Origin of the sequence: Micromonospora hortensis (genome assembly GCF_022230935.1) — a bacterium.
GTDB lineage: Bacteria > Actinomycetota > Actinomycetes > Mycobacteriales > Micromonosporaceae > Micromonospora > Micromonospora hortensis.
Genome location: NZ_JAKKFE010000009.1, coordinates 109,811 through 123,179, shown reverse-complemented (window position 1 = coordinate 123,179; position 13,369 = coordinate 109,811). Strand labels below are relative to the sequence as shown.

At 71.7% G+C, this 13,369-nt stretch carries 13 protein-coding genes; 5 read left to right on the top strand and 8 right to left on the bottom strand.

The window, feature by feature from the left end:
• Window positions 1-89: 89 nt before the first annotated feature.
• The 5 genes from NIE111_RS05520 to NIE111_RS05500 all read right to left on the bottom strand — a co-directional run bounded on the left by NIE111_RS05520 (window position 90) and on the right by NIE111_RS05500 (window position 6,547).
• Window positions 90-887 (bottom strand): hypothetical protein, encoded by a 798-nt coding sequence (locus tag NIE111_RS05520; protein ID WP_238683338.1) that lies wholly within the window; start codon window positions 885-887, stop codon window positions 90-92.
• Window positions 888-1,057: 170 nt separating this feature from the next.
• Complete coding sequence (locus NIE111_RS05515; protein ID WP_238683337.1) at window positions 1,058-3,118, bottom strand: 3-hydroxyacyl-CoA dehydrogenase NAD-binding domain-containing protein; 2,061 nt, start codon at window positions 3,116-3,118, stop codon at window positions 1,058-1,060.
• Window positions 3,115-4,311 (bottom strand): thiolase family protein, encoded by a 1,197-nt coding sequence (locus tag NIE111_RS05510; RefSeq protein WP_091400648.1) that lies wholly within the window; start codon window positions 4,309-4,311, stop codon window positions 3,115-3,117. The genes NIE111_RS05515 and NIE111_RS05510 overlap by 4 nt, the downstream gene beginning before the upstream one ends.
• Before the next feature lie 239 nt (window positions 4,312-4,550).
• Window positions 4,551-5,879 carry a ribonuclease D gene (locus tag NIE111_RS05505; protein WP_238683336.1) on the bottom strand — a complete coding sequence of 443 codons (1,329 nt, stop codon included), beginning with the start codon at window positions 5,877-5,879 and terminating at the stop codon, window positions 4,551-4,553.
• Window positions 5,880-5,974: 95 nt separating this feature from the next.
• Complete coding sequence (locus tag NIE111_RS05500; protein WP_091400652.1) at window positions 5,975-6,547, bottom strand: DUF3000 domain-containing protein; 573 nt, start codon at window positions 6,545-6,547, stop codon at window positions 5,975-5,977.
• Window positions 6,548-6,685: 138 nt separating this feature from the next.
• Between NIE111_RS05500 and hemE the strand changes: the two genes are divergently transcribed.
• Genes hemE through hemQ form a run of 3 tightly spaced genes read left to right on the top strand, consistent with a single transcriptional unit; the run spans window position 6,686 to window position 9,897 of the window.
• Window positions 6,686-7,783 carry a uroporphyrinogen decarboxylase gene (gene hemE / locus NIE111_RS05495; protein WP_238683335.1) on the top strand — a complete coding sequence of 366 codons (1,098 nt, stop codon included), beginning with the start codon at window positions 6,686-6,688 and terminating at the stop codon, window positions 7,781-7,783.
• 6 nt (window positions 7,784-7,789) lie between these two features.
• Complete coding sequence (gene hemG, locus NIE111_RS05490; RefSeq protein ID WP_238683334.1) at window positions 7,790-9,199, top strand: protoporphyrinogen oxidase; 1,410 nt, start codon at window positions 7,790-7,792, stop codon at window positions 9,197-9,199.
• Entirely contained in the window at window positions 9,196-9,897 is a 702-nt protein-coding gene (hemQ, locus tag NIE111_RS05485) for a hydrogen peroxide-dependent heme synthase (RefSeq protein WP_196921722.1), read from the top strand. The genes hemG and hemQ overlap by 4 nt, the downstream gene beginning before the upstream one ends.
• Before the next feature lie 197 nt (window positions 9,898-10,094).
• On the opposite strand, the gene NIE111_RS05480 is transcribed toward hemQ, so the two are convergent.
• From NIE111_RS05480 to NIE111_RS05470, 3 genes are all read right to left on the bottom strand, one after another.
• Window positions 10,095-11,174, bottom strand: a complete 1,080-nt coding sequence (locus tag NIE111_RS05480) for a lytic polysaccharide monooxygenase auxiliary activity family 9 protein (RefSeq protein WP_238683333.1) — start codon at window positions 11,172-11,174, stop codon at window positions 10,095-10,097.
• Window positions 11,175-11,291: 117 nt separating this feature from the next.
• Window positions 11,292-11,747 (bottom strand): GNAT family N-acetyltransferase, encoded by a 456-nt coding sequence (locus tag NIE111_RS05475; RefSeq protein WP_238683332.1) that lies wholly within the window; start codon window positions 11,745-11,747, stop codon window positions 11,292-11,294.
• A 71-nt stretch (window positions 11,748-11,818) separates the two neighbouring features.
• Window positions 11,819-12,079 (bottom strand): metallothionein, encoded by a 261-nt coding sequence (locus tag NIE111_RS05470; RefSeq protein ID WP_124815255.1) that lies wholly within the window; start codon window positions 12,077-12,079, stop codon window positions 11,819-11,821.
• A gap of 156 nt (window positions 12,080-12,235) precedes the next feature.
• Here NIE111_RS05470 and NIE111_RS05465 point away from each other — a divergent pair, with 156 nt between their 5' ends.
• Both NIE111_RS05465 and NIE111_RS05460 read left to right on the top strand, forming a co-directional pair.
• Window positions 12,236-12,511 carry an isoamylase early set domain-containing protein gene (locus NIE111_RS05465; protein ID WP_238683331.1) on the top strand — a complete coding sequence of 92 codons (276 nt, stop codon included), beginning with the start codon at window positions 12,236-12,238 and terminating at the stop codon, window positions 12,509-12,511.
• A gap of 108 nt (window positions 12,512-12,619) precedes the next feature.
• Complete coding sequence (locus tag NIE111_RS05460) at window positions 12,620-13,360, top strand: lytic polysaccharide monooxygenase (protein WP_238683330.1); 741 nt, start codon at window positions 12,620-12,622, stop codon at window positions 13,358-13,360.
• The last annotated feature ends 9 nt before the right edge of the window (window positions 13,361-13,369 follow it).

Genomic DNA, 13,369 nt, shown 5'->3' with positions numbered 1-13,369 from the left:
GCCACAACGACGGCGGCTGGTCGGACGTGCTTCAGAAAGCAGCGGGCCCCGGCCACCCGAGGGTGGCCGGGGCCCCGGTCTCGTACGGATCAGGACTGCTGCTCGACCTGGCCCCGGATCGTGGTGAACTCGGCCTTCGCCTGGTCGGCGGACTTGAAGTACATCACCACCATGCCCAGACTGCCCCGGTCGGCCCAGACGCAGATGCCCAGCGGCACGGTGTCGGCCTTGCCGTCGCCGCAACGCGCCTCGCCGCCGAGCGGGCCGGCGTCGACGGCCGTCATCGCGTCAACCGTCAGCTGCTTGGACAGGCCATCCACATAGGAGTCGAGCTCCTTCTTCGGGTCCGACAGCAGCCCGGACACGCCAGCGATCATGACGAGGTCCTGCTTGGTCGGGTCGCCGTAGAAGGCGGCGACGGTGCTCGTCTCGTTCCCCGCCGCCGTCTTCATCCCGGCGACCGCCTGCTCGGCGGCCGTCAGGAGCTCCGGGTTGGTGAGCTTCGGCCGGCCGGCGAGGGTGGCCGGCGCGACCACCCGGGTCTTGCTGGCGTCCACCACGGCACCCACGTCGTCCTTGACGACGAGCCAGGTGACCGCCGCCCCGCCGACGCAGAGCACCAGCACCACTGCCAACACGATCAGCACGATCTTGCCGACGTTCGACTTCTTCGCCGGGGGAGGGCTGCCGACCAGGTTCGGGTCACCGTAGGGCTGCCCAGGCTGCGCGGGCGGGAAGCCCGGTTGCGCGGGCGGGAACCCAGCGGGCTGCTGCGGCTGTCCCTGCTGCTGCGGCGGCGGCCAGCCGCCAGGCTGCTGGCCCGGCTGCTGCGACGGGTCGGGGGAATCGTGCGGCGAGCCGTAGGGATTGGCCGGCGGCTGGGACATCAGTCAGCTCCAAGATGGGGGTGCAAAACGCGTGATCCTAACCCGACGCGACGGCCGCCGTCGTCCCCGCGGAAACCCCATGCCGCAGCCGTCTGATCACAAACGGTCGCGGTGGTCGGTCCGTCCATCGGGGACGGTCCGACCACCGCGACTGTGGTGCTGCGATCTCGTCAGGCTGGCAGGCTCGCCGCACCCGGCGGCAGGAACCGCTGGCCGGTGACCCGCTCGGAGGTGCCGGTCCGGTCCAGGTACGGCGTGACGCCGCCCAGGTGGAACGGCCAGCCAGCGCCCAGGATCATGCACAGGTCGATGTCCTGCGCCTCGGCGACCACACCCTCGTCCAGCATCAGCCGGATCTCCTGCGCGAGCGCGTCGAGGGCGCTCTGGCGTACCTGCTCGGCGGTCAGCGGCTGGTCACCGACCACGAGCAGCTTGGCGACCTCCTCGTTGACCTGGTCGTCGACCACGAGCGGCTGGCCCGAGTCGGCGATCCGCCTGAGGTTCTCGCTGACGGAGAACCGGTCCGGGTACGCGGCGTGCAAAGTGCCGCCCACGTGGTACGCGACGGCCGGCCCGACCAACTGGAGCAGGGCGAGCGGACGCATCGGGAGGCCCAGCGGGTCCAGTGCGCTGTTCGCCACGTCCAGTGGAGTGCCCGCGTCGACGGCGGCGAAGACGGTGCCCAGGAAGCGGGTGAGCAGCCGGTTCACCACGAACGCCGGAGCGTCCTTGACCAGCACGCTCGACTTCTTGAGCTGCTTGCCCACGGCGAACGCGGTTGCCAGGGTGACGTCGTCGGTGCGCTCGCCGCGGACGATCTCCAGCAGCGGCAGCACCGCCACCGGGTTGAAGAAGTGGAAGCCGACGACCCGCTCCGGGTGCTCCAACTCGGCGGCCATCTCGGTGATCGACAGCGAGCTGGTGTTGGTGGCGAGCACCGCCTCCGGCGAGACGATCTTCTCCAACTCGGCCCAGACCTGCTTCTTGACGCCCAGGTCCTCGAAGACCGCCTCGATGACGAAGTCCGCGTCGGCGAAGGCGCTCTTGTCGACGGTGCCGCTGACCAGGCCGTACAGCTTGGCGGCGGTGCCCTTGTCCATCCGGCCCTTGGTGACGGCCTTCTCGATCTGGGTGTGCACGTAGCCGACGCCCTTGTCCACCCGGGACTGGTCGAGGTCGGTCATCACCACCGGCACCTGGAGGCGGCGGGCGAACAGCAGCGCCAGTTGGCTGGCCATCAGACCCGCGCCGACGATGCCGACCTTGGTGATCGTGCGGGCCAGGCCCTTGTCCGGTGCGCCGGCCGGGCGCTTGGCCCGCCGCTGCACCAGGTCGAACGCGTACAGGCCGCTGCGCAGCTCCTCGGAGAAGACCAGGTCCGCGAGGGCCTCGTCCTCAGCGGCGGTGCCGGCGGCGAAGTCGCCGTCCTTCGCCGTCTCCAGCAGGTCGAGCGCCTTGTACGCGGCCGGGACCGCGCCGTGCAGCCGCTGGTTCAGCGTCTCCCGGGCGAAGTAGAGCACGCCCGCCCACATGTCCTTGTCGACCTCGGGCCGGGTCACTGTGACCTGACCCCGGACCACGCCGGCAGCCCACTCCAGGGACCGCTCCAGGAAGTCCGCCGGCTCCAACAGGATGTCCGCGATGCCCAGCTCGGCCGCCTGCTTCGGCTTGAGCATCTTGTTCTGCATCAGCGGGTTCTGGATGATCACCTGGGTCGCGGCGGGGATGCCGATCAGGTTTGGCAGCAACTGGGTGCCGCCCCAGCCGGGCACCAGACCGAGCGAGACCTCGGGCAGCGCGAGGGCCGCCGCACCGCCGGAGAGCGTCCGGTAGTGGCAGTGCAACGCCAATTCCAGGCCACCGCCCATCGCCGCGCCGTTGACGAACGCGAAGGTGGGGACGCTGCTGTCCTTGAGCCGGGCGAAGACCCGGTGGCCGAGCCGGCCGATCTCCAGCGCCTGCGCGCGGTCGGCGAGCTGCGGCAGCCCCACGATGTCCGCGCCCACGCAGAAGATGTACGGCTTGCCGGTGACCGCGATGAACGCCGGGTCGGCGGCGAGCGCGGCGGTGATCGCCTCGTCCAGGCTGGCCAGCCCACCCGGGCCGAAGGTGTTCGGCTTGGTGTGGTCGAAGCCGTTGTCCAGCGTGATCAGGGCGGCGGGCCGGTCCAGCCCTGGCACGTTCACCTGGCGCAGCAGCGCCCGGGTGACGACCTCGTTCGGTGCCTTCACTTGTTGCCACCCTCCCAGTGCGGGTTCTCCCAGATGACAGTGCCGCCCATGCCGATGCCGATGCACATCGCCGTGAGGCCGTAGCGGACCTCGGGGTGCTCGGCGAACTGGCGGGCCAGCTGCGTCATCAGCCGCACGCCGGAGGAGGCCAGCGGGTGACCGATGGCGATCGCACCACCCCACGGGTTGACCCGCGCGTCGTCGTCGGCGATGCCGAAGTGGTCGAGGAAGGCGAGCACCTGCACGGCGAACGCCTCGTTCAGCTCGAACAGGCCGATGTCGTCGATGCTGAGCCCGGCGAGGCGCAGCGCCTTCTCCGTCGACGGGATCGGGCCGACGCCCATCACCTCCGGCTCGACTCCGACGAAGCCGAACGACACCAGCCGCATGGCGACCGGCAGACCCAGCTCGCGGGCAGTGGCCTCGTCGGCCAGCAGACTCGCTGTGGCGCCGTCGTTCAGGCCGGCCGCGTTGCCCGCGGTGACCTTGCCGTGCGGGCGGAACGGGGTCTTCAGGGTGGCCAACTTCTCCAGCGAGGTGTCCCGCGGGGCCTCGTCCACAGTGGCCAGACCCCAACCACCCTCCGCGTCGCGGATCGACATCGGCACCAGGTCGTCCTGGAGCTTGCCGTTGGCGTACGCCTTGGCGGTCTTCTGCTGCGAGGCGAGCGCGAACGCGTCGGTGCGTGCCTTGGTGATGTGCGGGACCAGATCGTGCAGGTTCTCCGCGGTGGAGCCCATCACGAGCGCGGACGGGTCGACCAGCTTCTCCGCGATGATGCGCGGGTTGGGGTCGACGCCCTCACCCATCGGGTGGCGGCCCATGTGCTCGACGCCGCCGGCGATGGCGATGTCGTACGCGCCCATGGCGATGCCGCTGGCCACTGTGGTGACCGCGGTCATCGCCCCCGCGCACATCCGGTCGATGGCGAAGCCGGGAACGGTCTTGGGCAGCCCGGCCAGCAGGGCGGCGGTGCGGCCGATGGTGAGGCCCTGGTCGCCGATCTGGGTGGTGGCCGCGATGGCGACCTCCTCGACCCGTTCCGGGGGCAACTGCGGGTTGCGGCGCAGCAGTTCCCGGATGCAGCGGATCACCAGGTCGTCGGCGCGGGTGTTGGCGTACATGCCACCCGCCTTGCCGAACGGGGTACGGACGCCGTCGACGAAGACGACGTCGCGAACTTCACGGGGCACTTGAGCCTCCTATTCGACCGTGATTCGGCCTTCGCGCCGGGCGGCACGTCGGACCGAACAAGGGTCGGCGACACGGGCACGTTTCCCTCGAATGCTACTCGCCAGTAACCAACCCCGTCCCCACCCCCGCCTGTGGCCCACCCCACACCACCCCGCACTCACCGTTGATCATGAAGTTGTTGTCACGACACGCCGACGCGCAGGGCAACAACTTCATGATCAACAGTGGGTGGGGTGGGTTAGGGGGTGGGGGATTTGGGGGTTAGGGCCTCGGTGAGGTCGGGGGTGAGGAGGCCGATCTGCCACTCGCGGGCGTTGAGGCCACGCAGGGTCTCCGCTACCGACTCCTCGGTGATCTCCTCCGGCGGGGTCCAGGCCAGCCGGCGGACCGAATCCGGAGTGATCAGGTTTTCCGGCGGAAGGTTGTGCTCGCCGGCGATGCGGATCACGACCTCCCGGCAGCGGGCCAGCCGGCCGGCCGCCACCGGGTCCCGCTCGGCCCATCGGTGCGGCGGGGGCGGGCCCTCCACGGCCGGCGAGACCGGCAGGGAATCCTCCGGTAGCTGCCGGGCGTCGTCGAGCGCGGCGAGCCAGGTGCGGGCCAGCCGACGGACCGACCGGCCACCGAAGCCGGGCAGGGTCAGCAGGGTCTTCTCGTCCTTCGGGTCCAACTCGGCCGCGGCGATGATCGCCGAGTCGGGCAGCACCCGACCGGGAGCGGCGTCCCGCCGGGAAGCGATCTGGTCCCGGGCGTACCACATCGAGCGGACCCGGGCCTGCGCCCGCGCCCCCCGCAGCCGGTGGATGCCCGAGGTGCGCCGCCACGGCTCCGCCCGGACCCGGGGCGGACGTGCCCCGGTACGGACCAGCGCGGCGAACTCCTCCGCGGCCCAGGCGGACTTGCCCTGCCGGGTCAACTCGGCGTCCAGCGCGTCGCGCAGGTCGGTGAGCAGCTCCACGTCGAGGGCGGCGTACGTCAACCACGACTCGGGCAGCGGTCGGCTCGACCAGTCGGCCGCCGAGTGGTGCTTCTCCAGGGTGAACCCGAGCAACTGCTCGGTGAGCGCGGCGAGCCCGACGCGTTCGAAGCCGGCCAGCCGAGCCGCCAGCTCCGTGTCGAACAGGCGGCGTGGGCGCAACCCCACCTCGGCCAGGCAGGGCAGATCCTGGCTGGCCGCGTGGAGGACCCACTCGGCCTCACCGATCACCGCGTCCAGCGCGCTGAGGTCGGGCAGGGGCAGCGGGTCGATCAGCGCCGTGCCCGCACCGGCGCGGCGCAGTTGCACCAGGTACGCGCGCTGGCTGTAGCGGTAGCCGGAGGCCCGTTCGGCGTCCAGGGCGACCGGGCCGGTGCCCGCCGCGAAGCGGGCCACGACCTCGGCAAGCTCGGCCGGGGCGGCCACCGGATCGGGGGTGCCGTCACGCGGGGCGATCAGCGGAACGGGCCCACCGTCGGCCGGGTCGGCCCCCTCGCCCGCCGGCTGCGGCTGGGCCGACGGCGGGTGCTGGGGTGCGTTTCCCGGAAGTTCTTCGGTGGGCCGACGGCGCAGGGGTGGTTCGTCGGTCACCTGCCAACCCTAGTGCGCGCGGAGATCCGGCGGGTGCAGCCGGTCCGGCGTGTGTCGATCAGGTGTCCGCAAAGTGTCCTCCCGAGGGCCGAACGTCAGGCCGCGCCGGCCGGGCGGCGGTCGGAGAGGGCGGTGACACCGGGTGGGGGGAGACCGGCGGTGGAGGCGAGCAACGCGCACCAGCCGAGCAGGTGGGGGGTCAGGTCGTCGTCGATCGGCGTCCAGGACGCGCGAATCTCGATGTCACCGATGGTCGGTGGCCCGGCGAGATCGCCGAACCGGGTCGACATGGTCTGCGTCACCGTTCCGCCGATCGCCCGGTGGCCGGCGTCCTGGGCGTCCAACGCGTCGGTCAGCCACGTCCAGCCGACCCCGGGCAGCAGCGGGTCGGCGGCCAGATCGACCTCCAACTCGGCGGTCACGTAGGTGACCAGCCGCAGGGTGCCCTGCCACGCCTCGTGCCCGACCGGGTTGTGCAGCAGGATCAGCCGACCGGTCGCCACCTCGTCGTCGTCGCGCAGCACCGTCGCGGCGAGCGCGAACGCGTACGGGGCCAGCCGCTGGGGGGCGCCGACCTCCTCCAGGGTGATCTCCGGCCGGGGGGCGGCCGACCGCAGCCCGGCGACCGCGCGGGCGAACGTCTCCGGGAGCGCGATCGGGGGGGCCATGTCGGCAGCCTATGCCGCCGTCCGTCGCCCGCTTCGACGGCGCGCCGACGCCCACGAAGGGCACCGGGGCGTAAGGAACGGTGCCCTTCCTCTCACCCCCACCCGGTTGGGGGTGGCGGGCGTGGCACGATTGCGGCGATGACCACGGACACCACGGGCACTGTCGCCCGAGACGGAGATTCCCGCCCCGGCGGACCGGCCGACTCGCCCTTCATCAGGGCCTGCCGACGTCGGCCCGTCCCGCACACCCCGGTCTGGTTCATGCGCCAGGCGGGCCGCTCCCTCCCGGAGTACCGGGAGATCCGGGCGAGCGTGCCGATGCTGGAGTCCTGCCGGCGCCCGGATCTGGTCACCGAGATCACCCTCCAGCCGGTGCGCCGACACGGCGTGGACGCGGCGATCCTGTTCAGCGACATCGTGGTGCCCGTCGCCGCGGCCGGGATCGACCTGGACATCGTGCCGGGCACCGGCCCGGTGGTCGCCGAGCCGATCCGCACCGCCGCCGACGTGGAACGGATCCGCCTGATCACCCGCGACGACGTCTCGTACGTGGACGAGGCCGTCCGGCAGTTGGTGGTCGAGCTGGGCGACACCCCGCTGATCGGCTTCGCCGGCGCGCCGTTCACGCTGGCCAGCTACCTGGTCGAGGGCGGCCCGTCGCGCACCCACGCCAAGACCAAGGCCCTGATGTACGGCGACCCGGAGCTGTGGCACGCGCTCTGCGCCCGGCTGGCCGAGGTGACGTTGGCCTTCCTGCGGGTGCAGATCGAGGCCGGCGTCTCCGCCGTGCAACTGTTCGACTCGTGGGCCGGCGCGCTCTCCGAGGCCGACTACCGCCGTTTCGTGTTGCCGCACTCGACCACAGTGCTGAGCGGGCTGGTCGACGCCGGGGTGCCCCGGATCCACTTCGGGGTGGGCACCGCCGAGCTGCTCGGCGCGATGGGCGAGGCCGGGGCCGACGTGGTCGGCGTCGACTGGCGTACGCCGCTGGACGTGGCCACCGGCCGGATCGGCGCCGACAAGGCGGTGCAGGGCAACCTGGACCCGTGCGTGCTGCTCGCGCCGTGGCCGGTCGTGGAGGCCGAGGTGCGCCGCATCCTGGAGCAGGGCCGGGCGGCCCCCGGGCACGTGTTCAACCTCGGCCACGGGGTGCTGCCGGAGACCGACCCGGAGGTGCTGACCCGGGTGGTAGCACTGGTGCACGAGCTGTCCAGCCGCCGAGCCGACCAGGGCTGACCGGAAATGCGGCGGCCCTGGCGGGTAGCGGTGGTCGGCGGAGGGATCGCCGGTCTGGCCGCCGCGGTCCGCCTGCGCGACAGCGCACCGGCCGGCACCGAGATCACCGTGTACGAGCAGTCCGGCGTGCTGGGCGGGAAGCTGCGCACCGGGGAGCTGGCTGGTCAGCCGGTGGAGTTCGGCGCGGAGTCGTTCCTGATGCGCGACCCGACGGGCGCCGAGAGCGCGGCGGTGGCGTTGGCCCGCCGGCTCGGATTGGCCGAGAAGATCGTGCACCCCACCGTGGGGCAGGCCGCGCTGGTCATCGACGGGGGGCTGCGCCCGATCCCGGGCGGCACCCTGGTGGGCGTACCGGGGGATCTGGAGCGGGTGGCCACTGTCGCCCGCCCGGCCGCGGACGCCGACACCGACGGTGGTCGGCCGCTGGTCGGGCCGGACGCGGACATCTCGGTGGGCGAGCTGGTCCGGTCCCGCTTCGGCGACGAGGTGGTCGAGCGGCTGGTCGACCCGATGTTGGGCGGCGTGTACGCGGGCCGCGCCGACGATCTCTCACTGGTCACGACGATGCCGGCGCTGGCCCGCACGGCGCGGGTGGAGCACACCCTGGTCGGCGCGGTCCGGGCCGCGCAGGCCGCCGCGCCGCGTGCGCCCGGCGCCCCGGTCTTCGGCACCCTCGCCGGTGGGCTCAGCACCCTGGTCGAGGCGGCGGTGACGGCCAGTGGCGCGACGATACGGCGGGACGCCGCGGTGCGCGAGTTGACAGCGACCGACACGGGTTGGCGGCTCACTGTCGGCCCGACGCGCGACCCCGAGTTGGTCGACGTGGACGCCGTGGTGCTGGCGGTGCCGGCGCGACCGGCGGCGCGGCTGCTCTCCGGCCCCGCGCCGGCGGTGGCGGCGGGCGTCGGCGCGCTGGACTACGCGAGCGTCGCGCTGGTCACCATGGCGTTGCCGCAGCCGCGACTGCCCGAGCTGTCCGGCTTTCTGGTGCCGAGCACCGAGGGCCTGCTGATCAAGGCGGCGACCTTCTTCACCACCAAGTGGGGGCACCTGGGCCGGCCGGACGGGTTGGCCCTGGTGCGTGCCTCGGTGGGCCGGTACGGCGAGGAGGCGCACCTTCAGCGCCCCGACGCGGACCTGGCGGCCACCGTGCACCGGGAGTTGTCGGCGGTGCTCGGAACCCCGCTGCCCGCCCCGGTCGACGGGCACGTGCAGCGGTGGGGCGGTGCGCTGCCGCAGTACGCGCCGGGGCACGCCGACCGGCTCGGTGCCGCGCGGACGGCGCTGCGGGCCGCGCACCCCACACTGGTCCTCGCCGGCGCCGGCTACGACGGCGTCGGCATTCCGGTCTGCGTCCGCTCCGGCGAGACGGCGGCCGAAGAGATCATCACAGCACTGGGAGGATCGGCGAGATGACCGAGCAGACCAACGCGGCCCGGTTGCGGGAGCTGAACGACAGCATCCGCTACACCATGTGGTCGGTGTTCCGGGCCAGTTCCCCGCTGCCGTCGCTGCGGGACAACGTCACCGGCGAGGTGGTGTCCCTCTTCGACGAGCTGGCTGGCAAGGACGTCGTGGTTCGGGGCGTGTACGACGTCTCCGGGCTGCGTGCCGACGCGGACGTGATGATCTGGTGGCACTCCGCGTCCCCGGACGCGCTGCAGGACGCCTACCTGCGGTTCCGCCGCACCACACTGGGTCGGGCGCTGACCCCGGTGTGGTCGCAGATGGCGCTGCACCGGCCGGCGGAGTTCAACAAGAGCCATATCCCGGCGTTCCTGGCCGGTGAGGAGGCTCGTCCCTACATCTGCGTGTACCCGTTCGTCCGCTCCTACGAGTGGTACCTGCTGCCCGACGCCGAGCGGCGCGAGATGCTGGCCGAGCACGGCAAGATGGCCCGCGGCTACCCGGACGTGCGGGCCAACACTGTCGCCTCGTTCGCGCTCGGCGACTACGAGTGGATGCTCGCCTTCGAGGCCGACGAACTGCACCGGATCGTCGACCTGATGCGGGACCTGCGCGCCTCCGGCGCCCGCCGGCACGTCCGCGAAGAGGTCCCGTTCTACACCGGCCGCCGCCGTTCCGTAGCCGAGATCGTCAACTGCCTGGTCTGACCCCGCCCCGCCCTCCCTCGCCCCCCACTCCGCCGATCTTGCAGTTTCTGTCCCGGCGAAACGGCCATAAGCCGCGATCGGGCAACCGAAAGTGCAAGATCGCGGCAAGGCGAGGGGGCCCGGGCGGACCCTGGGCACCACCGCATCTCCCGCCGTCCGGCGCCGCACCCCCGCCCGGGTGCGGCGCCGGCCGGGGATCAGCTGGTCGTCGTACAGGAGACCAGCGGAACCGGGTTGCTGCCGTTCCACGAGCCGAGGAAACCGAACGTGGTGCTCGCTCCGGCGGCAAGGGTGCCGTTGTTGTTGGTGTTACGTGCGGTGACCAGCGTGCCGTTGGTGCTGACCGTCGCGTTCCACGACGAGGTGACCTGCTGGCCGTTGCCGTAGTTCCAGCTCACCGACCAACCCTGGGTGGGTGAGCCACCTGCGGTCACCTTCACGTCGGCCTGGAAGCCGCCGGACCACTGACCGGTCACCTGGTACGTCGCCGTGCAGGCACCGGCCGGCGGCGGGGTGGTCGGCGGGGGAGTGGTGGGCGGCGGGGTCGTCGGCGGGGGATCGGTGGGTGGGGTGGTCGACCCGCCGCCGAAGTCGACGTCGCTGCACAGGTAGTACGACTGGTCCAGGTGGCTGGCCTGCCAGACGGTGTAGACGATGTGCCGTCCGGTGCGGCCCGGCGCGCTCACCGGGATCTGGATCGAGACACCACTGGGGTCCGGGCTCCACTGGGAGGCGGGGGTGTTGCCGATCTGGCCCGCCAACTCCAGGTTGCCCCAGCCGAGTGGTTGGGTGGCGGCGTTGAAGCCCTGCTTGGTCACGTACACCCGGATGTAGTCGGCGCCGTGACGGGCCTGGTCGACGAAGCGGAGCCGGAAGTTGTTCGACACCGCTGTGGTCTTCCAGGCGCCGATGGTGTCCAGCGCGTTGTAGCGCGGGCTCTGGGTGCGTCCGCCGCTGCAGAGTTGGCCGTCGGGGACGGCGGCCTGGTGGTTGCCTCCCACACCCTCGCGGTACAGGCCGTTCCAGTTCCACATGGCGGCGGGGTCGGCCTGCCAGGCCTGCCAGCACATCGGGTCCTCGGTGGCCATCCGCGGGTTCTGGAAGTCGCTGCCCCAACGTTGCCAGCAGCCGTAGTTACGCGAGGCCGGGTCGACGACCGAACCGTGCGCAGAGGCGGGATCGGCCCGCATGGTGGTCACTGCGGTCGTCAACAGGAGCGTGGTGGTCGCCACGATGGCGAACAACCAGAGCACGCGTCGTGATCGGGTGAAGGACATGGAGCCCCCGGGGGGATGAGGTCGGACGTCGACACCCGGATCGCCGGGAGTGCCCACTCCCGTGCCTGATCGCTGGCTCCCGCGATGGCTCTACCAGGCACCATGCCAGGTCGATCGTCAACCGTCAATGGCCTCGCGTCGCATCGGCGTGTGCGGGATGCCGTCCTCGACGTACTCGGGCCCGCTGACCGTGAAGCCGTGCCGGGTGTAGAACGCGACGAGGTGCGACTGGGCGTCCAGCACGCACTGCCGGTTGCCCACCACCTCGAGCGCCGCCGTCATCAGCCGGCCGGCGTGTCCGCCGCCGCGCGCCGTCGGGGCCACCACGACCCGACCGATCCGGGCGACACCGTCCGGGTCGGCCAGAATCCGCAGGTACGCCAGCGGCGCGCCGCCGTCGGTGAGCCAGACGTGCCGGGTGCCCGGCTCGACGTCCCGCCCGTCCAGCTCCGGGTACGGGCAGTTCTGTTCCACCACGAACACGTCGATGCGCAGTTTGAGCAGGTCGTGGAGGGTGCGGGCGTTCAGGTCGGCGAAGGAGGCCGTCCGGAGCTCGGTGGTCTGCTGGGGCATTCACCGATGGTAGGTCGGGCGGGTTCCCCCGGTCGGGTGCGAGGTAGGTGGCGGCGGCCGGGCGGGCGCGGTCAGGCCGGGCGGGCACCGACGGCGTCGCGGATCTCCGCACCCACAGCGCCCTCGACGGCGCGGGCGCAGTGCGCGCAGCAGAAGAAGCGGCCGTTGACCTCGACGCCGTGCCCGACGATCTTGACCTGGCAGTGCTCACAGATCGGTGCCATGCGGTGGATCGCGCACTCGAACGAGTCGAAGGTGTGCACGTCGCCGCTGACGGTGTGCACCTCGAACGCCATCCAGTAGTCGTTGCCGCAGACCTCGCAGGTTGCCACCGAAAACCTCCGTTACAAGGACAAGTGCCTACAGAATCGCTCAGATGGCCCCGATGTGGGGGCGGAACGTCGACGCCTGGCCGTGGCTGCGGCGTGTCGGCGTCGGCGTGTTGCCCGTTAGGCCTGGTGAACCGCCGCAACCCCCGGAGGATCACCGTGATCAAGCGCAACAGGCTCTTCGGCAACCAGACCCGGGTCACCTTCTGTCTGCCCCGCGATGTCCCGCCCGGCCCGGTGAGCGTCGTCGGCTCCTTCAACGGCTGGCAGCCGGGTCGGCACGAGTTGGTGGCCCGCCGCGACGGCACCAGGACGGTGACAGTGAAGCTGCCGCCGGGGGAGTACCGGTTCCGTTATCTCGGTACCGGCGGCGTCTGGTTGGACGACGAGTCGGCCGACCAGGTCGACGACCGGGGCAGCCTGCTCAGGCTCTGAGAAGAAAACTGCCATCATCGATGGATTTATCGATGAGAGTCTTTACTGTTAACAATGTTTAAATTACCTTGAGGGCACCTCACCGGACCTGGAGAAGGAGCTGCCCCCATGCGTCGAAGAATCACCGTCCCGCTGGTGGCGGCGGGCGCCGTCGCCGCCACCCTCACCGTCGCCGCCCCCGCGCAGGCGCACGGCTACGTCTCCGCCCCACCGAGCCGGCAGGCGCTCTGCGCGCAGGGCCGGGTGCCCGACTGCGGGCAGATCAAGTACGAGCCGCAGAGCGTCGAGGGCCCCAAGGGCCTACGCAGCTGCAACGCCGGAATCGCCCAGTTCGCCGTCCTCAACGACGACAGTCGGGGCTGGCCGGCCACCTCGGTGGGCACCTCGCTGACCTTCACCTGGGTGAACACCGCCCGGCACGCCACCAGCAACTGGGAGTACTGGATCGGCAATACCCGGGTCGGCGTGGTAAACGGCAACAACCAGCAGCCGGGCGCCACCGTCTCGCACAACGTCAACCTCGGCGGCTTCTCGGGCCGGCAGAAGGTCCTCGCGGTGTGGAACATCTCCGACACGGCGAACGCCTTCTACTCCTGCATCGACGTGCAGATCGGCGGCGGAGGGTCGAACCCGACGCCCACCCCCACCACCTCACCCACCCCACGGCCCACCCCGACCGCCACGCCGACCACTCCGCCCGCACCGGGCGGCAGTTGGACGACAGGTCGGGCGTACCAGGTCGGCGACCAGGTCACCTACGGCGGAGCGACGTACCGCTGCCGGCAGGCGCACACAGCGATCCCGGGCTGGGAGCCGCCGAACGTACCGGCGCTCTGGCTCCAGGTCTGACCGCACGGG